Annotated in this window: 17 protein-coding genes and 2 pseudogenes; 9 read left to right on the top strand and 10 right to left on the bottom strand. The window is 66.1% G+C overall.

Annotated elements, in window-relative coordinates; genetic code table 11:
• Nucleotides 1–11: 11 nt before the first annotated feature.
• From CW305_RS11405 to CW305_RS11390, 4 genes are all read left to right on the top strand, one after another.
• Nucleotides 12–3101 carry a molybdopterin dinucleotide binding domain-containing protein gene (locus tag CW305_RS11405; protein WP_042928339.1) on the top strand — a complete coding sequence of 1030 codons (3090 nt, stop codon included), beginning with the start codon at nucleotides 12–14 and terminating at the stop codon, nucleotides 3099–3101.
• 256 nt (nucleotides 3102–3357) lie between these two features.
• Nucleotides 3358–4347, top strand: coding sequence for a GTP 3',8-cyclase MoaA (moaA, locus tag CW305_RS11400; RefSeq protein ID WP_104097957.1), 990 nt, complete (start codon nucleotides 3358–3360; stop codon nucleotides 4345–4347).
• A 243-nt stretch (nucleotides 4348–4590) separates the two neighbouring features.
• Nucleotides 4591–5136 (top strand): molybdenum cofactor biosynthesis protein B, encoded by a 546-nt coding sequence (gene moaB, locus CW305_RS11395; RefSeq protein ID WP_104097956.1) that lies wholly within the window; start codon nucleotides 4591–4593, stop codon nucleotides 5134–5136.
• Nucleotides 5133–6365: a molybdopterin molybdotransferase MoeA gene (locus tag CW305_RS11390; RefSeq protein WP_104097955.1), complete on the top strand. Its 1233-nt coding sequence runs from the start codon at nucleotides 5133–5135 to the stop codon at nucleotides 6363–6365. Before moaB ends, CW305_RS11390 begins: the two co-directional genes overlap by 4 nt.
• A gap of 55 nt (nucleotides 6366–6420) precedes the next feature.
• On the opposite strand, the gene CW305_RS11385 is transcribed toward CW305_RS11390, so the two are convergent.
• The 8 genes from CW305_RS11385 to CW305_RS11350 form a co-directional block, all read right to left on the bottom strand.
• On the bottom strand, nucleotides 6421–6972 hold the full coding sequence (locus CW305_RS11385) for a cytochrome b (RefSeq protein ID WP_104097954.1): 552 nt from the start codon (nucleotides 6970–6972) through the stop codon (nucleotides 6421–6423).
• A 121-nt stretch (nucleotides 6973–7093) separates the two neighbouring features.
• Nucleotides 7094–8515, bottom strand: a complete 1422-nt coding sequence (locus CW305_RS11380; protein WP_104097953.1) for an ATP-binding protein — start codon at nucleotides 8513–8515, stop codon at nucleotides 7094–7096.
• The gene (locus CW305_RS11375) at nucleotides 8509–9168 is read right to left on the bottom strand and encodes a response regulator (protein WP_103455106.1); all 660 of its coding nucleotides are present in this window, start codon (nucleotides 9166–9168) and stop codon (nucleotides 8509–8511) included. The genes CW305_RS11380 and CW305_RS11375 overlap by 7 nt, the downstream gene beginning before the upstream one ends.
• A 62-nt stretch (nucleotides 9169–9230) precedes the next feature.
• Nucleotides 9231–9881, bottom strand: a complete 651-nt coding sequence (locus tag CW305_RS11370) for a tetratricopeptide repeat protein (protein WP_104097952.1) — start codon at nucleotides 9879–9881, stop codon at nucleotides 9231–9233.
• Nucleotides 9878–10711 carry an SDR family oxidoreductase gene (locus tag CW305_RS11365; RefSeq protein ID WP_104097951.1) on the bottom strand — a complete coding sequence of 278 codons (834 nt, stop codon included), beginning with the start codon at nucleotides 10709–10711 and terminating at the stop codon, nucleotides 9878–9880. The genes CW305_RS11370 and CW305_RS11365 overlap by 4 nt, the downstream gene beginning before the upstream one ends.
• Nucleotides 10698–11369 carry an iron-containing redox enzyme family protein gene (locus tag CW305_RS11360; RefSeq protein WP_104097950.1) on the bottom strand — a complete coding sequence of 224 codons (672 nt, stop codon included), beginning with the start codon at nucleotides 11367–11369 and terminating at the stop codon, nucleotides 10698–10700. The genes CW305_RS11365 and CW305_RS11360 overlap by 14 nt, the downstream gene beginning before the upstream one ends.
• Nucleotides 11370–11397: 28 nt before the next feature.
• Nucleotides 11398–12843, bottom strand: a complete 1446-nt coding sequence (locus tag CW305_RS11355) for an AMP-binding protein (protein ID WP_104097949.1) — start codon at nucleotides 12841–12843, stop codon at nucleotides 11398–11400.
• Complete coding sequence (locus tag CW305_RS11350; RefSeq protein WP_104097948.1) at nucleotides 12827–13516, bottom strand: thermostable hemolysin; 690 nt, start codon at nucleotides 13514–13516, stop codon at nucleotides 12827–12829. The genes CW305_RS11355 and CW305_RS11350 overlap by 17 nt, the downstream gene beginning before the upstream one ends.
• A gap of 230 nt (nucleotides 13517–13746) precedes the next feature.
• Here CW305_RS11350 and CW305_RS11345 point away from each other — a divergent pair.
• A pseudogene (locus CW305_RS11345) lies at nucleotides 13747–14067 on the top strand (SdiA-regulated domain-containing protein); the annotation flags it as partial.
• Between the two features lie 136 nt (nucleotides 14068–14203).
• Nucleotides 14204–14623 carry a hypothetical protein gene (locus tag CW305_RS11340; protein WP_342748744.1) on the top strand — a complete coding sequence of 140 codons (420 nt, stop codon included), beginning with the start codon at nucleotides 14204–14206 and terminating at the stop codon, nucleotides 14621–14623.
• A gap of 67 nt (nucleotides 14624–14690) precedes the next feature.
• Here the strand turns inward: CW305_RS11340 and CW305_RS11335 are convergent.
• Both CW305_RS11335 and CW305_RS11330 read right to left on the bottom strand, forming a co-directional pair.
• Nucleotides 14691–15435, bottom strand: a pseudogene (locus CW305_RS11335) (phosphatase PAP2 family protein).
• Between the two features lie 37 nt (nucleotides 15436–15472).
• A complete protein-coding gene (locus CW305_RS11330; RefSeq protein ID WP_104097946.1) occupies nucleotides 15473–17431 on the bottom strand; it encodes an LTA synthase family protein in 1959 nt (652 codons plus the stop codon).
• Between the two features lie 108 nt (nucleotides 17432–17539).
• Between CW305_RS11330 and CW305_RS11325 the strand changes: the two genes are divergently transcribed.
• The 3 genes from CW305_RS11325 (at nucleotide 17540) to CW305_RS11315 (ending at nucleotide 20249) form a co-directional block, all read left to right on the top strand.
• Nucleotides 17540–18223, top strand: a complete 684-nt coding sequence (locus tag CW305_RS11325) for a response regulator transcription factor (protein ID WP_104097945.1) — start codon at nucleotides 17540–17542, stop codon at nucleotides 18221–18223.
• Complete coding sequence (locus CW305_RS11320; RefSeq protein WP_104097944.1) at nucleotides 18213–19490, top strand: sensor histidine kinase; 1278 nt, start codon at nucleotides 18213–18215, stop codon at nucleotides 19488–19490. The genes CW305_RS11325 and CW305_RS11320 overlap by 11 nt, the downstream gene beginning before the upstream one ends.
• An 81-nt stretch (nucleotides 19491–19571) precedes the next feature.
• Complete coding sequence (locus CW305_RS11315) at nucleotides 19572–20249, top strand: class I SAM-dependent methyltransferase (protein ID WP_104097943.1); 678 nt, start codon at nucleotides 19572–19574, stop codon at nucleotides 20247–20249.
• The last annotated feature ends 1 nt before the right edge of the window (nucleotide 20250 follow it).

Genomic DNA, 20250 nt, shown 5'->3' with positions numbered 1-20250 from the left:
GGAGTCTTACCATGGACAAGAATCGTCGCAATTTCCTCAAGGGCGCCGTTGCCGCGGGTGGCGTGGCCACTTTCGTCGCCGGCTATTCCGGCCCTCTGGAAAAGATTGGCAAGGGCCTGCTCAACGGAACCGCCGGCAAGGACACCAATCACCGCACTCACGGCAACTCCCTGGCACCGGAGTACACCGTGGATCCGCTGTCCGGAGAAGTCAGCCTGAACCCGGACCAGCGCATCGCCTTCACCGTCTGTTACGGCTGCACCACCACGTGCGGTGTCCGGGTCCGCATCGACAACAACACCGAACAGGTTCTGCGGGTGGCGGGCAACCCCTACCATCCGCTGTCCGCGGATGAGCATCTGGACGAACAGACCCCGGTCATGCAAGCGTTGCAGAAACTCAGCACCTTCAAGGACCAGGGACAGCTCAATCGCTCCACTGCCTGTGCCCGGGGCAACGCCGCCATGGCGCAACTGACCAGTGAGAAGCGGGTGACGGAGGTGCTCAAGCGGGTCGGCCCCCGTGGCGGCCGGCAGTGGCAGCGCATTTCCTTCGAGCAGATGCTGGATGAGGTGGTCAATGGGGGCGACCTGTTTGGCGAGGGCGCTGTAGAAGGTCTGAAGGACCTTTACGACCATGACACCCCGCTGGACCCGCAAAATCCGGAATTCGGCCCCAAAGCCAACCAGCTACTGGTGATGGAGGCCACCGATTACGGCCGCTCCTCGGTGCTGAAGCGCTTTGCCATGAATGCCTTCGGCACCCGCAACTATGGGCACCACGGCTCCTATTGTGGCCTGGCGTTCCGCATGGGCTCCGGCGCCATGTACGGCGACTTGGACAAGAATACCCACACCAAGCCGGATTACAACAACGTCCGCTTCGCCCTGTTTATCGGCACCGCGCCGAGCCAGGCCGGCAACCCCTTCAAGCGGCAGGGGCGCCTGCTGGCGGCAGCCCGGGCCACTGGCAAGCTGGAATACGTGGTGGTGGACCCGGCGCTGAACGCCACCGCTTCACACGCTGCCGGCGGCCGCAGCCGCTGGATTCCCATCACACCAGGCACCGATACGGCGTTGGCTATGGGCCTGATTCGCTGGATGCTGGAGAACGAGGGCTTTGCAGCGGATTACCTGTCCATTCCCGGCCAGACGGGAGCCCAGGCCGCTGGTGAAACCGTCCACACCAATGCCACACACTTGGTGATCGAGAGCGAAGATCACCCCGGCGTGGGTCATTTCCTGCGCTTGTCGGACCTGGGCCGTGCCGAGGCGGGTGCCGACGATGATGTGCCCGTGGTGATGTCTGTTGACGGCAACCTGGAAAGCTCCGAGGTCCTCGACCGCGCTGAACTCTTCGTGGAAACCGAGGTAGAGACCGCAGCGGGCATGACACGGGTGAAAAGCGCCCTGTTCAAGCTGCGCGAGCAGGCCCAGCGCCAGACCATCGAGGAATATGCCGAAAACTGTGGCATTCCCGCCGGCACCCTCCGCAAGCTGGCAGCGAAGTTCGCGTCCCATGGCCGGGAGTCGGTGGCGGATACCCATGGCGGCATGATGTCCGGCACCGGTTTCTATGCCACCTTTGGCATCAACATGCTCAACCTGCTGGCGGGTAGCGTCAACCAGCAGGGTGGCATGGCCCTGGGTGGCGGCTCCTTCAACGGTACTGGCGCGGGCCCGCGGTACGACCTGGCCAACTTCCCGGGTAAACGTGATCCCAAGGGCGTGTTCCTGTCCCGGTCACGATTCCCCTACGAAAAGACTGCCGAGTACAAGCGGCGGGTGACCAATGGCGAATCTCCCTACCCGGCCCCGGCACCCTGGCGCACCCTGGCGCCGCCGCTGCTGACCGAGCACCTGATGTCCGGCCTGGAAGGCTACCCATACCAGGCCAAGGCGCTGATCAGCTGCATGGCCAATCCATTGTATGGCCAGGCCGGTCTCGCGGCGCTGATAGAGGACAAGCTCAAGGATCCGAAACGGATTGGCCTGTTCGTTGCCGTTGACGGTTTTATTAACGAAACCAACCGCTTTGCAGACTACATTGTGCCGGATTCGGTGATGTACGAAGTCTGGGGCTTCACCGGTGCCTGGAGCGGCACGCTGACCAAAATGACCACCGCCTGCTGGCCGGTGGTTGAACCTCGCCAGGCGAAAACCGCCGACGGCGACCCGGTGAGCCTGGAGACCTTCTTTATCGGCCTGGCCAGGCGTCTTGGGCTGCCCGGATTCGGGGAGGGGGCGATTTCCGACAAGGAAGGCAATACTTATCCGCTGAATCGGGCCGAGGATTACTATCTGCGGGCGGCCGCCAATATTGCCCTGACCGGCGCCCCACTACCAGACGCATCCGCAGAAGACATCCGCGCGGCTGGGGTGGAATCCCTGATGGAGCGGCTGCATGCGCACCTGAAGCCGGAAGAAGTCGGGCCGGTGGCGCATCTGTACTCACGGGGCGGCCGCTTCGAGAAGCACAGTGCGGCCTACAAGGGCGACAAGCTGACCCACGGCTGGAAAAAGCCGCTGTGTGTGTATAACGAGCAGGTGGGGACTACCCGGGACAGCTACACCGGCGAACGGCTTGCCGGAACCCCGTGTTTCCAAGAGGCGACGTTCTGGGACGGTACCCCGATGCGTGAGCACTTTCCACAAACCGAGTGGCCGCTGCTGGCATTTTCTTTCAAGTCCAACCTGATGAATTCATATGCAATCGGTCTTGAGCGCCTGCGGATGATCAAGCCCTACAACCCGGTGTTGCTGCATCGTGAAGATGCCGAGCGGTTCGGGGTAGGCCATGGTGACACCATCACCATCGAAAGCCCGGGCGGCTCGATTACCGGTGTTGCTTTGGTCTGCGAAGGGGTACAGCGGGGCGCCATCGGTATCGAACATGGCTACGGCCACCGGGAACTGGGTGCTTCTGATCACACTATCGACGGCCAGTTGCATGCTGGGCAGAAATTCCTGGGAGCAGGCGTCAACCTGAACGATCTGGGGTTCGCCGACCCGACCAGGGGTGGCGCGGCAACCTGGCTTGAGAACGTGACCGGCGCGTCCATACGGCAGGGTTTGCCGGTGCGGGTGCAGAAGGCGAGCTGAGCGGCAGCGGCGCATACCCCGGGCTGACGAAACAGCTGAGCAATGATGAATCAAGCGGTTCGGGAACTGCACGACAGGCTAGCAGGTAGTTTTTCAACGGTCTGCTAGGCCGGGAGATGGTGCTTCAGCCATCCACCGAGCAGGGCCACTGTTGGATGGCGCTTCAGCCATCCAACAGTGGCAACGAGCGAGCCTGTGAGGGCCCCGGCGAATGAGCAGAGGGGCATCCGCCCCACGAAGTACAGAGAGCCTGGCGATGACTCAACTACGCGATGCCCACAACCGCCCAATCGACTACCTGCGCATGTCGGTGACCGACCGCTGCGACTTCCGCTGCGTCTACTGCATGGCCGAGGATATGACCTTCCTGCCGCGCCAGCAGGTGCTCGGTCTGGAGGAGTTGGAGCGCATCGCGCGGATCTTCGTCGGCCTGGGGGTGAAGAAGATTCGCCTCACCGGCGGCGAGCCGCTGGTACGCCAGGGCATCGTCGGTCTCTGCGAGCGCATCGCGGCCTTGCCCGGCCTGCGCGAACTGGTGATGACCACCAACGGCTCGCAGCTGGTCAAGCTTGCCTCACCGCTGGCGCGCGCCGGGGTCAAGCGGCTGAACATCAGCCTGGATAGCCTGGATGCCGCCAAATTCCACGCCATCACCCGCACCGGTCAGCTGCAGCAGGTGCTCGACGGGATCGACGCGGCGCGCGATGCCGGCTTCGAGCGGATCAAGCTCAATGCCGTGGTAATGAAGGGCCGCAACGCCGAGGAAGTCGCCGACCTGGTGGACTTCGCCATCGCCGGTGGGCTGGACCTGAGCTTCATCGAGGAAATGCCGCTGGGCGACGTCGGTCGTTCGCGCGGCGAGAGTTTCTGCTCCAGTGACGAGGTCAAGGCGCTGATCGCTGAGCGCCATGCGCTGATCGATTCGGCCGAGCAGAGTGGCGGCCCGGCGCGTTACGTGCGCCTGCCTGAGCATCCGCAGACGCGCATTGGCTTCATCTCACCGCATTCCCACAACTTTTGCTCCACCTGCAACCGCGTGCGGCTGACGGTGGAAGGGCGCCTGCTGCTGTGCCTCGGCCACGAGAACTCCATCGACCTGCGTGCGTTGCTGCGCCGCCATCCGACCAGCGACCAGCCGGTGATCGACGCTATTCACGCCGCTTTGCAGCGCAAACCGCTGCGCCATGAATTCTCCAGCAGCGGCGAGGTCCAGGTGTTGCGCTTCATGAATGCCAGTGGCGGTTGAGGCGGCGCCGGCATGGGCTACGAGTCAACCGTCTAATTCGCTACCATCGACCGGCATCGCCGGTTTGACCCACATGCCCAGCTGCCGCAGCCGGGCCTTGTCGCAGAGCCAGGTCGCGCAATTGCCTGCAGCGTTGTCAGACCTCATAGCACCCACGCCGCGCGGACATACCTCCAATGGGGAATGGGTTCGCGCACGGCACGGGTGCAGCCTGCGCACACATCTTCAAGGGAGTTTCGAGCCATGGCTCACCTGTCCAACAGCGAATTCCAGCCCCTGAGCATTGCGGTGCTCACGGTGAGCGATACCCGCAACATCGATTCCGATACCTCCGGCCAGGCGCTGATCGACGGCCTGCAGAGCGCCGGCCACACCCTGGCCGAGCGGGCCATCGTCAAGGACGATATCTGGCAGATCCGCGCCCGCGTCTGCAGCTGGATTGCCAGCGAAAACGTGCAGGTGGTGCTGATCACCGGCGGCACCGGTTTCACCGCCCGCGACAACACTCCACAGGCGGTACAGCCGCTGCTGGACAAAGACGTCGACGGCTTCGGCGAGCTGTTCCGCTACGTTTCGCTGGGCGAGATCGGCACCTCCACCGTGCAGTCCCGCGCGTTGGCCGGCATGAGCAACGGCACCCTGGTCTGCTGCCTGCCCGGCTCGACCAATGCCTGCCGCACCGCCTGGAACAAGATCCTCGTCGAGCAGCTGGACAGCCGCACCAAGCCCTGCAACTTCGTACCGCACCTGAAGGCCAGCGCAGTCGAATACTGCGGGCCACGCTCATGAGCGCCTGTGGCTGCGACACCAGTGGCCTGAAGCCGGTCGACGAGGCCATCGCCGAGCTGCTGGCACGGGTGCCGGCGCTGCCGCCGGTGGAACACGTCGCGCTGTCCGATGCCCTTGGCCGGGTGCTGGCGGAATCGCTCGACGCACCCTTCCCGGTACCGGCCTGGGACAACAGCGCAATGGATGGCTACGCCCTGCGCGCCGCCGACTTGTCGGCTGAAGGTGGCTGGCTGCCACTCGCCGGGCGCATCGCCGCCGGTGATGCCGCCGACCAGCGACTGCCTGCCGGCCACGCCGTGCGCATCTTCACCGGTGCGCCGCTGCCGCCGGGCGCCGACACCGTGGTGGCGCAGGAGGATTGCCAGATCGAGGCTGACCGCGTGCATTTCCCCGGCGTTACCCAGGGCGCCCATGTGCGTCGTCAGGGCGAGGAACTGCAGGCCGGCGCGCCGGTGCTGCAGGCCGGCAAGCGCCTGCGCCCGCAGGAGATCGGTCTGCTGGCAAGCTTCGGCGTCGCCCGCGTGGCGGTCTATCGACGCCTGCGTATCGGTCTGCTTTCCAGCGGCAACGAACTGCGTGAACCCGGCGAGCCGCTGGCACCGGGGCAGATCTACAACTCCAACCGCTACTGCCTGCTCAGCGTGCTGCGCAGCCTTGGTATGGAGGTTCACGACTACGAAATCCTCGTCGACGAACTCGCCGCCAGCCGTGACGCCCTGGCGCTGGCCGCCTCCGAATGGGACATGCTGATCACCTCCGGCGGCGTCTCGGTCGGCGAGGAGGACCATCTCAAGCAGGCCATTCGCGAGCTGGGCGAGTTGCACATGTGGCGCTTGGCGATCCAACCGGGCAAGCCGCTGGCCTTCGGCGAGGTCAATGGCAAGCCGTGGATCGGCCTGCCCGGCAATCCGGCTGCGGCGCTGATCACCTCGCTGGTGGTGGCGCGGCCGTTCCTGCTCAGTGCCCAGGGTTGCACCGAGGTGCTGCCCAAGCCGCTGCGCCTGACCGCCGGCTTCGCCTGGCGCAAGCCGAACAACCGTCGCCAGTACCTGCGCGCGCGGCTGGAACAGGTCGATGGCGAGATGCGCGTGTGCCTGCATCCGCGTCAGGGCTCAGCGATGCTGACCTCGGCCAGCTGGGCCGAAGGCCTGGCCATCGTCGAGCGTAACCGCACGCTGGAAGAAGGGGAGACGGTGGAGTATCTGCCGTTCAGCGAGTTGCTCGGCTGACAAACAAAAACGCCCGGTCGATGATGAGTCGACCGGGCGTTGTCGTGTCTGCGCCTCAGGCCTGGTGGCGCTGCGGCAGCATGCGCAACAGGGTGCCGTCGCGGCGCACGTATTGGTGGAACAAGGCCGCCGCCGCGTGCAGGCCGATCAGCCAGTAGCCGGCCACCGCCAGCGTTTCATGCAGCTCCTTGAACTCGCCGGCCAGCTCCTTGTTGGCGCCGATCAGCGCCGGCAGCTCAAGGCCGAAGAAGGGAATCGGCTTGTCCGCCGCGCTCAGGGTCAGCCAGCCGAGCAGCGGCAGGCCAATCATCAGGCCGTACAGCGCCAGGTGCATAAGCTTGGCCAGCGCGCGTTCCCAGCCGGCCCCGGCGACCGCTTTGGGTGCGGGATGCAGCCAGCGTGCAACCAAGCGCAGCCAGACCAGTGCAAACACCGTCAGGCCGAGCATGAAATGCCAGTGCTTGAGCAGTTCGCGCGGTTCACTGCCCTTGGTGAAATTGCCCTTGAGTTCGATGGTCGCGTAGACCGCTGCGATCAACAGCAGCATCAGCCAGTGCAGGGCAATGCTCAGGCGACCGTAGCGTGCCAGAGGGTTCGATGCAGTCATTTCACTCACTCCGAGTAGGGGAATGTCGGCAGTCTAGGGCGCCAGCCTTAAGCGAACCTTAGCGGATGCCCGTTGCGCCTGCGGCGGACGGTCGCGGCAGCTCGCCGCTGGTCGGTCTGGGCTAGTGGTGTGACTGGCGGGGCAGGTGCACGGCGACCTGCAGCCCGCCGAGCGGTGAGTCCGCCAGTTCGATGGTCGCGCCGTGCAGTTCGGCGATGCGTGCGACGATGGCCAGGCCGAGCCCCGCGCCCTGGCCGTCGCCCTGGCGGTAGAAGCGCTCGAACAGTTTGTCGCGCTGCGCTGCCGGCACGCCCGGACCGCTGTCATCCACGCACAGGCTGACGCCGTCTTCCATGGTCTGGAGGCTGACCTGAATCTGCCCGCCGTCGGGCGTGTACTGCAGGGCATTGCCGACCAGATTCTGCAGCAGCGTGGCGAGCGCGGCGGCATCGCCGGGAAGCCGGTGATCGGCCACGTCGTCAGCCTCCAGCGTCAGTTCCTGATCGCGCGCCAGGGCCAGCGGCGTCAGCTCGGCGAGGCATTCGCGGCACAGCGGCAGCAGGTCCAGCTGCTGTGGATGCCGCGGCTGCGCATTGGGTTCCAGGCGGGCGAGCGTGAGCAGTTGGGTGACCACACGGGTGGTGCGATCGACGCCGGTCAGCAGCTGCTGCAGCGCTGCTTCACGGTCCTCCGGCTGCTCGGCCTGTTGCGCGTTCTGCGCATGGATGCGCAGTACGGCCAGGGGCGTGCGCAGCTCATGGGCGGCGTCGGCGATGAAGCGTTTTTCCCGCTCGACCAGTTGATTGACCTGCTGCAGCAGGCGATTCAGCGAGGCGGCCACCGGCTCCAGCTCCTGCGGCAGCGGCGCGAGCAGCAGTGGCGCGAGGTTGTCCGGATCGCGACTCTTCAACAGCTGTGCCATGTGCGCCAGTGGGCGCAGACCCCAGCCCACCGCCAGCCAGATCAGCAGTGCCAGCAGCGGCAGGCCGATGAGGTCGGGCAGCAGGCTGCGCCGGGCGATCTTGCCGACCAGCTCGCCGCGTACGTCGCCGCGCTCGCTGAGCAGAATCCACAGATCGTCCTCGCGGTCGTGCAGCAGGAACAGCCGCCAGGCATGGCCGTCGAGCTGCACGTCGTGATAGCCGCCGCTCAGATGGCTGAAGGGTGAGGCGGAGTCGGCGCCGGCCAGCCGCTGCAAGGCGCCGTGCGGCGCGCCGGCTGACTGCAACAGGCTGCTGCCATCCGTGGCGTAGACCTGAAAGCCCAGCTTGGTTTCGTAGTCGTGCCCCGGCACGCCCTGATCGCGCCGCGCATTCACCGCGGCGTCCAGCGCCTGCTGCAGCGCATTGCGGGCCTGCGGATTCATGTCGCGCATCACCAGCCCCTGCACCAGTCGAGCACTGTGCGCCAGTTGGGCGTCGAACAGCTCCTCGATCTCGTGGCGCGCGTCGCGATAACTGCGCCAGGAAATCAGGCTCAGCGACAGCAGCAGGATGCCGAGCACCAGCACCAGGGTGCGGTTGCGGATAGAGCGCCTCAGCATTTGTCCACCAGATAGCCGACCCCACGTACGGTGCGGATGAGCTCGGGGAAGAATTTCTTGCGCAGGTGATGGATATGCACCTCCAGCGTGTTGCTCTCGACTTCCTCGTCCCAGCCGTAGAGCACCTGCTGCAGCCGATCGCGGGTCAGTACGCGGCCGGGCTGGGCGATCAGCTCATGCAGCAAGACGAACTCCTTGCGCGGCAGATTGATTGGGGTGCCCTGGTAACTGACCTGCTGATTGACCGGGTCGAGCAGGATGCCGCGGTACTCCAGTACCGGCTCAGGGCGATTGAAGCTGCGCCGGAGCAGAGCGCGCAGGCGGGCCTTGAGTTCGGCGACGTCGAACGGCTTGACCAGGTAGTCGTCGGCGCCGGCATCCAGCCCGGCGATGCGGTCGCTGGTGGCATCGCGCGCGGTGAGTACCAGCACCGGGATCGGGTTGGCGCTGGCGCGCAGGCGCTTGAGCACTTCCAGACCGTCCATACGCGGCAGACCGAGGTCGAGGATGGCCAGCTCGAAGCTCTCGTGGCTCAGCGCATGCAGCGCGCTGGCGCCGTCCTGCAGCCAGTCCACCGTGTAGCCCTCGGGCTTGAGTGCGGTGCGGATGCCCTCGCCGAGGGCGCGATCGTCTTCCACCAGCAAAATGCGCATGTCGTTCCTGTCGTCCTGAAGGGTTCGCGGCATTGCTGTGCATTCAACGCCGCCGCACCCGGTTATTCCAGCTTTTCCTTGACCTGCGCGAGCAGCGCGCGGGCTTCGTCGCGGCGACCGGCATCGGCGACTTCACGATCCGCGCGGTCGGGCGCGGCGAGTGCCTTTTCCAGCGCCGCGCGCGCTTCCCCGTAGCGTTTCTGACGCAGCAGGAAATCACCGTGGAAGTAGTTCGGGTCGATGCCGTTCGGGTTCAGCGCTAGCGCCTGCTTGAACAGCGCCTCGGCCTTGTCCTCGTCACCGAAACCGATCGGCCAGCCGGGCACCTGGTAGTAGAGGCTGGCCAGACTGGTATAGGCCGAGCCGTCGAGTGCCTGCGCGTCGAGCTCGATGGCTTTTTCCAGTGCGGCCTTGGCCTGCTTGACCAGGCCGAGCGCGCCGAGCCCGCCCTTGGCGCCGGCCCAGGTGCTGAGCACGATGCCGTGCCAGATATGCAGCTCGGCGGCCTGCGGTTCGCCGACCACCGCGCGTTCGGCGTCCGCGGCGAGCTTGGCGAAGGCCGCTTCGCGCTGCGCCGCGGGCAGCTGGTAGTTGATCTCCGCCCAGCGCGTCTGGATCTGGCGTAGCGACGTTTCGCCGGCCGCGCTGAGGGCGAAGGAGGGTTGACTGGCCAGCGCCAGCAGGACGCTGCAAAGACCGAGCAGACGTTTCATGGCTGTTCTCCGCGTGAGGTGGGGGGATTGAGTGCGGTCGCAGGTGCGCCGTGGGCGAAGCGCTTGATCACCGGCAACTGCTTGCGCAGCGCCTGGTCGACCATGCGTGGCAGCAGGCTGTTGAGGCGCACGAAGAGCTTTTCCGGCCAGCCGAGGTACAGCTCCTCGCGCTCGGCGACGATGGCGCGGACGATCTGCCGCGCCACGGCTTGCGGATCGTCCATGCCGACCTTCAGCGCATCGTTCATCGCCACCACGTCGGCGCTGTTCATCGCCGTGCGGGTGGCGCGCGGGGCGATGTAGAGCACCTTGACGTGGCTGTCGGCCAGCTCGCGGCGCAACGCCTCGGAGAAGCCGCGCAGGGCGAACTTGCTCGCGCAGTACGCGGCGAAGCCCGGATAGCCAATGGAGCCGAAGGTCGAGCCGAGGTTGACCAGCAGAGCCTGCGGTTGCTGGCGCAGCAGCGGCAGCAGCAGGTGGGTCAGCTGCAGCGTGGCGGTGACGTTGACGCCGATCAGCCGGGCGATGGCGTCCTCGTCCTGCTGTTCGAGCAGGCTGAACTGGTTGATCCCGGCGGCGTTGATCACGCAGTTGAGGCCGCCGAAGCGCCGCGCGGCATCCAGCACCAGATGCCGCCCGCTGCGCTGGGCGAGGTCCGCACAGGCCAGGCTGACCTGTTCCGGGTAGCGCTGGGCCAGCGTCTCCAGCGCCAGGCTGTCGCGACCGACCAGCAGCAGCCGCGCGCCGCCGGCGCAGAGCCGCTCGACCAGCACCTGGCCGATGCCGCCACTGGCGCCGGTGAGCAGGATGTGCGCGTCACGCAGTTGCATGGCCGGACTCCGTGGTGGTCAGGCTGCGGAAGATGTCGCCGTAGAGGCGATAGACCACGCGGGCGGTGTGCACCACCGCGGCCTTGTCGTCCTCGTCGTCGAGGCGGTTCATCAGGCGCTTGAAGAACTCGATGTGCTCCAGGTCCAGGCTGCCGTGCGAAGTCAGGTAGCTGAAGGCCTTGGCCGGCAACCCGAGCTTGGCCTGCAGCACGCCGGCGGCCTGGGTGGCGAGGGCGATGCTGGTGCCTTCGAGCACGTTGACCATGCCGAAGAAGCTCGCCGGGTTGTGCCGGGCGATGCGGTCGTAGACGTAGGCGACCATCAGCTCGGTGGGCAGCGCCGGCTGGCCGTGGCGCATCGCCTCGGCATCGCCGCCGCAGGCGCGGATGTCGTTGAGAATCCACTCCTGGTGGCCGATCTCCTCCTCGATGTACTCGGCGATGGCCTCGCGCAGCCACTCCAGGCGCTCCGGCAGACGCGCGCCGCAGGCCATCAGCAGCGGTACGGTGTGCTTGACGTGGTGATAGGCCTGGGTGAGGAAGGCGATGTACTGCGCGTGCGTCGCCGTGCCGGCCAGTGCGGCATGGATGATCGGCGCGCCGAGCAGGTATTCGCGTTCGGCACTGGTCTGGTGTTGCAGGTGGTCGAAGAAGTCCATGGGCGTACCTCGCGATCGGAAAAGGAAATCAGGAAAGAACGGCGGCAACGGCCGCCTGGTAATGACTGAGCAGGGCATCGCGGCGCAGCCGGCCGTTGGCGGTGGCCAGGCCGTCGCCGGCGCTGAAGGGTTCGGCGGCACGCAGCCAGTGGTGCACGCGGGCGTAGTCGGGCAGGCCGGCGTTGACTCGCTCGACCGCCGCCTGCAGCTCGGCATCGCTCAGCTCGGCGCGCCGTGGCACCAGCACCGCGACGTTCTGCGCCAGCGCCTCGCCGTGCAGCCAGGCCTGGGCAATGGGCTCCTGCTGCACCAGCTCGGCCTCGACCCATTCCGGGTTGACGTTGCGCCCGTAGGCGGTGACGAACTGGTGCTTCTTGCGCCCGTGCAGGATCAGGAAACCGTCCTCGACGTGGCCGAGATCGCCGGTGGCCAGCCAGTCGCCCGTCAGCGGCGGCTCGCCGAGATAACCGAGCATGTGCGGGCCGCGCACCAGCACCTCGCCGTCATCGGCCAGGCGCAGCTCGACGTGCGGCAACGGCCGGCCGACCGTGCCGATGCGCCGCGCTTCCGGCGTGTTCAGGCAGACCACCGAGGCGCATTCGGACAACCCGTAGCCCTCGAACACCGGCAGGCCGAGGCGCGCGGCGCGCTCCAGCAGCTGCGGCGCCACGCGGCCGCCACCAACGGCGATGAAGCGCAGCGACGCGGGCAGCGGCACGCCTTGCTCGGCGGCGCTGACCAGCGCCAGCAGCAGCTGCGGCAGCAGGATCAGGCTGTGCGGCTGACTGGCCTGCAGCGTGGCGAGCAGGCGCGGCAGCTCGAAACCCGCCGCGCCGCTGAAGCCGATCTCCGCCAGCGGCCGCAGCTCGATCCGTGCACCGGCCAGCAGCGGCGCATACAGCCCGGCGATGTTTTCCAGCAGCGTCGCCAACGGCAGCACGCACAGGTGCTGGCGCACCTCACAGGGCAGGCTGGCCTGCCACAGGCTCTCGGCCACTGCCAGCTGCGCGGCGGCATCCAGACAGACGCCCTTGGGCTGGCCGGTAGTGCCGGAGGTGTAGGTGAGCTTCAGCGTGCCGGCCGGCACCGGTGTGACCGTCTGCGGCTCGCGCTGCAGCAGGCCGGAGGCGGTCGGGCGGAAGCCGCAGCGCTCGCTGAGCGGGCTGGCCGCACCGATCAGGCAGTCGATGCCGGCATGGTTCAGCACATGCTCCTGCTGCGCCGGGGAAAAGAACCCCGGCAGCGGCACGCAGACCAGACCGGCACGCAGCAGCGCCAGGTCCCACAGGGTCCATTCCAGCCCGTTGTCCAGCGCCAGGGCGACGCGCTGCACGCCGAGCTGTTCCAGCTGGCCGGCGCGCGCGCCAACCTCGTGGCGCAGTTCGGCATAGCTCAGCTGGCGCGAGCCCTCGCTGAGGGCGATGCCGCTGTGCTGGTCGAGCGCCCGGAAGAAGCGTTCAGCTGCAGGCTGCATGCGGCACCTCGCTGGTATCGAACAGCGGCTGGTAGCCGAGCCGCGCATAGATGCCCAGCTGCGTCAGGCGCTGGTGGCCGGGCAGGATCTCGCCGGCCATCAGCTGCGGCCGGCAGGCGTAGTAGCTGCCCCAGTCGCCCAACTCCTCGCCCATGCGCGCCGGATCGGCCAGACCCAGCGGCAGCGGATCGAGCGCCAGGCGCTGGAAGCTGTTAAGCAGTGCCGGCGTGCCGGTGAACACCACCCAGCGAAAGCCCTGAGCGACCAGCAGATCGGTCAGCGCGACGATCAGCAGGCGCGCCGAGGCATTGCCAAAGGCGGCGAGGTTGCCGACCTCGACGATCTCCTCGCGCGGCACCGTACGCTCACAGCGAAGGCTCACGGCCTGCTCGATGGGCTCGTCCAGATAGCGTTCGAGAAACAGCGGCCGGCGCTGGGCGCTGCGCAGACCGACCGCGCCCTGCACCTCGCCGTTCTGGTCATGCAGGCCGAGCAGGCAGGGCATGAAGTGCCGCACCCGTGCCTGATAGTGCTCGGCGAACCGTTGGTGGATGAAGCGTTCCAGTGCTGCGCGCCGCTCGCCTGCATCGGCTTGCGCCAGTTGCAGGGTCAGCGCCGGCTCACGGCCGATACACGCCAGTACGTCAGTTTGATCAACCCAGGGCAGTTCCATCGGGGAACCTCGGTTAGAAGCCTGGGGCGATTGTTGGGCGGCAAACTTAAGGCAGCCTTAAGCCGGTTGCCGTGGTGCAACGATCCGCGCTGACGACGATTTTTTCACATGTGCCTGGCTATGCTCGGCTGCGTCGACCACGCCGTGCTCAGCCAGTAGGCCAGGGCGCTGGCGGCCAACACCCAGATGAGCACGTCTGCGGCAGCGCCCGCCCGGCTGATCGAGCGTGGCGTGTTTTCCCAGGCAAGCGCCTGGGCGCGGCATTCGAGGGGCCGCTGCAGCTGACCATCCGCGACCGCAGCGACTGGATCGCGGATCAGGTTTTCGCCACCGTCGGACATTCACTTCGATGCCGTTACCGGCCACCTGATCCTGCTCAGCGATAGCGGGCGCATGCTCAGCTATCGCAGCCTCAATCGGTGGTTCGGTGGTTCGGTGGTCTGCGGCATTCTGCGCCGCATCCCGAGGGCGTCACCCTTGACAGCGACGGCACGCTGTTCGTCGTCAGCGAGCCCAATCTGTTCTACAGCTTCCGCCGTACTGGGGGCTAACGCCGGTCAGCGCCTTCACACTTTGTTCACGCCCGTTTGACGAAACCCTGACAGCAAGCCGATCAGACTTCGAAGCGTGCCGTGGTGGCCCTTGGCGCTTGCCGCGGGCTTCATTTCCTAATGCCCGAGTGATCTCATGTCTTCTCGCCATTTGCGTCCACACCGCGCCAGTAAACCGCGTAACAGTTCTTCACCTCATCGTCGGGCCCTGCTGGCCATGATGCTCGCCGGACTCTCCCTGACCGGTTGCCAGGGCACATCGGAGCTGCTGGTTGCCGACGAATACCCGCCTGAATATGCCGAGGGCTTCCGTGCCGGCTGCGGCAGCGGCCGCCAGGCTGCCGGCGCGCTGGCTCAGTTTCGCAAGGACGTCCCGCGCTACATGGTCCAGCCGCTGTATGCCGAGGGGTGGAATGACGGCTATCGCCAATGCCAGGTGATGCAGATGGACACCGGTGGGCTGACCGCCTGGCGCAGCAATGCTTTGGAGCGTGATCGCGACCGGGCATGGCGCCATCATGTGGAACAGGCCAAGGCAAAAGCCTTTCACCGCTGAGCGCATTCGTGGTCCATGGAAGGCGCACGGAACCATGCCGGTGCGCCTCAAGGCCAGACTCGGGTGACTAGCCCTCGGGTTCGGCCGCGAGCAGCGGCCGCTCGACCGGTGTCGCTCGATACAGCACCAGCCGGTAACAGGCCAGGCAGATCGTCCAGTCGAACAGCAACGTCCATAGGTTGTGCGAGAAGAAATGCGCGCCCTGCATCACCCGACCGACCGACCGACAGCACTATCCCCAAGCCGAGTGCCACCGCAAGGGCGAGCCGAGCGGCACGCGGTCTTCGGTCACGAAGCACGAAGAACAACGCCAACAATGAAAAGCCCGCTGAGGCGTGGCCGCCGGGCCAGCAGCGCCCCGGCTTGAGCGTCGGCGCGCGCTCGCTTAGCAGCGGTGTAAAGGTTTCAGCACCACCGAATTCCACCAGGCTCCACGGGCAATGCACGCCAGTGAGCGCCTTGAACGGCGTGACGATGCTGGTCGACAACCCCAGCGCAAGCACCAGATAGCCCAGCGGGCGGCGCCACTGAGCCAGCCGCGTCGGGAGCAGACTCAGCACGAAACCAGCGATGGCAAGCACGCCGAGCGCGATGACCCCTTGCTTGATCCGGTCATGCAGGACGTCTTCGAGCAGCCAGCTGTGGCGCCCGACGAAACCGACGCCGGGCTGATAGAACAGGTGTGACAGGGCAAAATCGAGATTGCTCGGCTCGCCCACCAGCAGCGCGACCATCAACAATGTTGGCACGCCGAAGCCGAGGGCGAAGTTGAACGGGCGGCTCGCGGCAGGCGTGTTCGGCGCGACGGACATCTTTACTCCAGAGGCGCCGCGAGCGGCGCCAGTAGGTTCAGCGCTGGCTGAGTTGGGTAGCGGTGGGTTGCGGGCGTTTCCAGCCGAGCAGGGCGTGGCCGTAGTCGTAACTGGCGCCCTGGTAGTAGGCGATGTCGCGGCGCACCAGCGGGTCGTCGGAATTGGCAGAAAGCTCGCGGCTCGCTTGCAGCGCATCGTCATGCCGGCGCATGCCACGCCGTGGGCTGAGAATCGCCAGGTCCTTGCCGTCGAACAGGCCGAGGTGCTGATAGTTGCCGATCAGTGCGCGTCCAGGCTGGCCGTCGTCGCGCAGCAGGTTGCGGCCGAAGAAGGTCGAGACATAGTCCAGATTGAGCAGGCCGAGCAGGGTCGGCGCGATATCGATCTGACTGGCGACCCGGTCCACCTCGCGCGGCTCGATCAGGCTCGGGGCATAGATGAACAGTGGGATGTGATAGTTGGCCACCGGCAGGTCCTGCGAGCCCGCGCTGCCTGCGGTGTGGTCGGCGACGATGACGAACAGGGTATTGGCGAACCAGGGCTTGCTCCGGGCGTTGCGCAGGAACTCGCCGATGGTCGCGTCGGTGTATTTGACAGCGCCTTCACGGCCCTCGCCGGACGGGATATCGATGCGTCCGTCCGGGTAGGTGTAGGGGCGGTGGTTGGAGGTGGTCATCATCTGCAGGAGAAACGGCTTGCCGACAGCGTAGTCGGCGTCCGCCTCGCGAAGCGCCAGCTGATAGAGGTCTTCGTCAGCCATGCCCCAGGCGTTCTTGAAGTGAATGTCGGCTTCGTCCGCGCTGCTCTGGTCGACCACGCGGTAGCCGTTGCCGCTGAAGAAGGCACCCATGTTGTCGAAGTAACCGCGCCCGCCATAGAGGAACACACTGTCATAGCCCTGCGCACGAAGCTGCTGACCGAGGCTGGCAAAGCCGCTTTCACGGCCGATGCGCTTGACGATGGAGCGGCCAGGGGGTGGCGGTTCGGAGAGGGTAATGGCTTCCAGGCCGCGATCGGTGCGCGTGCCGGTCGCGTAGAAGTTATTGAGGTACAGACTCTGCTGGCGCAGCTGGTCGAGATTGGGCGTCAGACCGCGGGTGTCGCCAACGCTGCCGAGGTATTTGGCACTGAGGCTTTCGACGGTGATCAGCACGACGTTGAGTTTGCGCAGCTGGCCGGGATTGTCGATGACGCGGCGGATATCCAGCGGGTCCTGGCCGATGAAGCGGGCATTGGGTTCGCCGACTTCGGCGCGCAGGCTGTCGGCGACGGCAACCTGGGGCAGGGTCGGGTAGAACTGCCGGTAGTCCAGCTCGTTGTTGCGAAAGGCGGCGAAGAACTGGAACGGGCCATTGCTCGCCAGTTCGCTCCAATAGACGTTGCCGCCGATCCCCCGCGGGAAGTCCTGGCCGATGATCAGCGCGCTGGCCGTCGCAGTGACCAGCAGTCCGGCGAGTGTCGCAGCACGGGCCCTGAACGGCAGGCTTGGTGCTTTCAGTGCGCGCCGAATCGGTCGCTTCAGCACCGCCGTAGCGAAGAGTGTGACCAGCGCCATCAGGCCCAGCAGCGCATAAACCGGGTACGACTCAAGAATGTTGTGCAGCACTTCGTCCGAATAGACCAGATAGTCGACGGCAATGAAATTGAACCGCACGCCGAATTCGTCCCAGAACAGCCACTCGGCCAGCGCCGTGAACAGCATGGCGTAGAGACTCAGGGCCAGCAGCAGGGTGAGCCCGCGCCGGTGCCAGCGGCTCGCCCAGATCCGCGTTGGGCACATGAGCAGGTAGCACGCCAGCGGCAGCGCGGCGAAGCTCAGGAACGCCAGGTCATAGATCAACCCCAGCCCGTAGATCTGCAACAGGCCATCCAGCCCGCTGGCAGCTTCCTGCCAGTGAGCGAACAGCAGCGCGCTGCGGGTGATCAGAAAAGCGCCCAGCCAGAGGCCGGCCAGCAGCGACAGATAACGAAGTTGAGCATGGCGCAGGAGTGTCATCGTATGATCCACAGGCAAGATTGAACGCGCCGAAGTCTGCGCACCCGCCTGTGAGCCCTTCGTAAAGAAGGCGTGAAAATTCCGTCATTTGCCTGCTAGCGAACCGATATGCGAATTCTCGTCATCGAAGACAACCGCGACATCCTGGCCAACGTGCTGGATTACCTCGAGCTCAAGGGTTACGTGGTCGACTGCGCGCAGGATGGCCTCAGTGGCCTGCACCTGGCCGCCACTCAGGACTACGACCTGATCGTGCTGGACCTGATGCTGCCGGGCATCGACGGGCTGCAGGTGTGCAAGCGCCTGCGCGACGATGCCGGGCGCGATACGCCGATCATCATGCTCACCGCCCGCGATGCGCTGCCTGACCGCATCAAGGGGCTGCAGGCCGGTGCCGACGACTATCTGATCAAGCCCTTCGCGCTGTCCGAGCTGGTTGCCCGTATCGAGGCGATCCTGCGTCGCTGCCAGGGATCGCGTCGCCGGCAGCTGCAGGTGGCCGATCTCTGCTACGACCTGGACACCCTGGAAGCCAGTCGTGGTGGCCAGCCGATTCGCCTCAACCCTATCGGCCACAAGCTGCTGGCGATCCTCATGCAGCGCAGCCCGGCGGTGGTGCGCCGCAAAGCGCTGGAAGATGCCGTCTGGGGTGATCACGTGCCGGACAGCGATGCGTTGCGCAGCCATATCCACCAGTTGCGCCAGGTGCTCGACAAGCCGTTCGCCAAGCCGTTGCTGCATACCGTGCACGGCCTTGGTTTCCGCCTGGCGGAGGACTGCGATGCTCGCTAAGCAGCCGCTGGCGCGGCGGATCGTCATCGCCTTCACGCTGATGACGCTGGTGGTGAGCGGTGCGTTCGCCCTCGGCATCGTCGGCGTCGTGCACTTCATCGAAGAGCAGCTGGTCACCGAGGAGCTGAGTCGCGACCTGGACATCGTGCTCAACGAGGACCTGCCAAAGGGACGGACACCGCAGCTGGATACCAGCACCCACTTCTTCGCCTCGCATCTGCCCGAGCACCCGATGCCAAAGGCGTTTGCCGGGCTCGGCGAGGGGTTCACCGAGCTGGTTCGCGGTGACGATGCCTACTACGTCTATGTGCGCAATGTCGGCGCTGAGCGCTACGTGCTGGTGCAGGAGCAGCACGAGTTCGAGGCCCGTGAGGATGCGCTGTTCAACGTCGTGCTGGCCGGCTTTCTGCTCAGCGTGCTCGGCGCCTGGGCGCTGGGGCGGCTGATGGCCAACCGGGTGTTGGCACCGGTCAGCCGCCTGGCCAACCAGGTACGCCACCGCGACCAACTGCATCCGCTGGCACCGCCGCTGGCCCTGCAGTATCCCGACGACGAGGTCGGCCATCTGGCCGCGGCGTTCGACAGCACCCTCGGCCAGCTGCGCCAGACCCTGGAGCGCGAGCGGCTGTTCACCGCCGATGTCAGCCACGAACTGCGCACCCCGTTGATGGTGGTGCTCGGCGCCTGCGAGCTGCTCGAGCAGCAGGCCGAGCTGTCGCCAGCCGCGCAGCGACCGCTGGCGCGCATCCAGCGCGCCGCGCGGGAAATGCACGAGCTGGTGGAAACCTTCCTGATGCTGGCGCGGGCGCGTCCGCAACAGACGTCCTTGGCCGGCGACGCCAGCTTGCGGAGCGTGGCGACCGAGCAGAGCGAGCGCTGGGCACCGTTGCTGGCGGAGAAGGGCCTGGCCTTCGAGCTGCTGGAGGAGGGCGAGGACCGCGGCGTCTACAACCACACCCTGCTCGGCACGGTGATGTCCAACCTGCTGCGCAACGCACTGCATTACACCGACCGCGGCACGGTGCGGCTGGTCCTCGACGACGGTGGCTTTCGCGTCGAGGACAGCGGCGTGGGCATTCCCCTGGCGGAGCAGGAGCGTATGTTCCAGCCGTTCGTGCGGGGTGCCGAGGGGCGCGGCGAAGGGCTGGGACTGGGGTTGTCGCTGGTCAAGCGGATCTGCGCGCACCAGGGCTGGCAGGTAGGTGTGGTGCCGCGGCAACCGCAGGGCAGCTGCTTTCAGGTGCGCTTTCATGACGGCGCTGTTTGACGTTTTTTTCACATCCCGTTGACGGGCCCTTGATGTCTGCCTGGTTAGTTTGGCGTTCCGTTTCCAACCGGAATGCCCGCCATGACCACATCGAGCCCTATCGAACTGGAGTTCTCGCGCAAGTACGACCGTCAGCACGCCTACGAATACCTGCACAAGCATCAGGATGGCCTGGCCCGGCGGCTGTCGCACTGGCGTGACGAGCAGATGGCGCGCCGCGCGCTGAAGATCGCCGGCGATCCTGATCTGGTGCTGGACCTGCCGTGCGGCGCCGGGCGCTTTTGGCCGCTGCTGGCCGAGCACCCAAGCCGGATGATCTTTGCCGCCGACAACTCCGCCGACATGCTGGCGATCGCCGAAGGCTCGCAGTCGCGGGAAATCCTTTATCGGGTCGAGAGCTTCCAGACCTCCGCCTTCGCCATCGACATGGGCGACAACGCCGTAGACAACATCTTCTGCATGCGCCTGCTGCACCACATCGCCGACCCGGCGCACCGGCTGGCGATGCTGCGTGAGTTTCACCGCGTCACCCGTGACACGCTGATCGTCTCGCTGTGGGTCGATGGCAACTACAAGGCCTGGAAGCGCAAGCGCCTGGAGCGTCGCCGGCCGGCAAAGGACAACCAGAACCGCTTCGTCGTCGCGCGCTCGGTGATCGAGAAGGAATTCGCCGAGGCCGGCTTCGACATCCTCGACCGTAATGACTTTCTCCCGGGCTACGCCATGTGGCGGGTCTACGTGCTGCGCAAGCGGGGCTGAA

Origin of the sequence: Stutzerimonas kunmingensis (assembly GCF_002929225.1) — a bacterium.
GTDB lineage: Bacteria > Pseudomonadota > Gammaproteobacteria > Pseudomonadales > Pseudomonadaceae > Stutzerimonas.
Note: the sequence above shows the minus strand (reverse complement) of the source record. Positions and strands in the feature narration are given on the sequence as shown.

Bases quoted from the DNA above. Each gene is read 5' to 3' on its own strand.
- CW305_RS11405 (WP_042928339.1), top strand. From the start codon at position 12: ATGGACAAGAATCGTCGCAATTTCCTCAAGGGCGCCGTTGCCGCGGGT.
- moaA (WP_104097957.1), top strand. From the start codon at position 3,358: ATGACTCAACTACGCGATGCCCACAACCGCCCAATCGACTACCTGCGC.
- moaB (WP_104097956.1), top strand. From the start codon at position 4,591: ATGGCTCACCTGTCCAACAGCGAATTCCAGCCCCTGAGCATTGCGGTG.
- CW305_RS11390 (WP_104097955.1), top strand. From the start codon at position 5,133: ATGAGCGCCTGTGGCTGCGACACCAGTGGCCTGAAGCCGGTCGACGAG.
- CW305_RS11385 (WP_104097954.1), bottom strand. From the start codon at position 6,972: ATGACTGCATCGAACCCTCTGGCACGCTACGGTCGCCTGAGCATTGCC.
- CW305_RS11380 (WP_104097953.1), bottom strand. From the start codon at position 8,515: ATGCTGAGGCGCTCTATCCGCAACCGCACCCTGGTGCTGGTGCTCGGC.
- CW305_RS11375 (WP_103455106.1), bottom strand. From the start codon at position 9,168: ATGCGCATTTTGCTGGTGGAAGACGATCGCGCCCTCGGCGAGGGCATC.
- CW305_RS11370 (WP_104097952.1), bottom strand. From the start codon at position 9,881: ATGAAACGTCTGCTCGGTCTTTGCAGCGTCCTGCTGGCGCTGGCCAGT.
- CW305_RS11365 (WP_104097951.1), bottom strand. From the start codon at position 10,711: ATGCAACTGCGTGACGCGCACATCCTGCTCACCGGCGCCAGTGGCGGC.
- CW305_RS11360 (WP_104097950.1), bottom strand. From the start codon at position 11,369: ATGGACTTCTTCGACCACCTGCAACACCAGACCAGTGCCGAACGCGAA.
- CW305_RS11355 (WP_104097949.1), bottom strand. From the start codon at position 12,843: ATGCAGCCTGCAGCTGAACGCTTCTTCCGGGCGCTCGACCAGCACAGC.
- CW305_RS11350 (WP_104097948.1), bottom strand. From the start codon at position 13,516: ATGGAACTGCCCTGGGTTGATCAAACTGACGTACTGGCGTGTATCGGC.
- CW305_RS11340 (WP_342748744.1), top strand. From the start codon at position 14,204: ATGTCTTCTCGCCATTTGCGTCCACACCGCGCCAGTAAACCGCGTAAC.
- CW305_RS11330 (WP_104097946.1), bottom strand. From the start codon at position 17,431: ATGACACTCCTGCGCCATGCTCAACTTCGTTATCTGTCGCTGCTGGCC.
- CW305_RS11325 (WP_104097945.1), top strand. From the start codon at position 17,540: ATGCGAATTCTCGTCATCGAAGACAACCGCGACATCCTGGCCAACGTG.
- CW305_RS11320 (WP_104097944.1), top strand. From the start codon at position 18,213: ATGCTCGCTAAGCAGCCGCTGGCGCGGCGGATCGTCATCGCCTTCACG.
- CW305_RS11315 (WP_104097943.1), top strand. From the start codon at position 19,572: ATGACCACATCGAGCCCTATCGAACTGGAGTTCTCGCGCAAGTACGAC.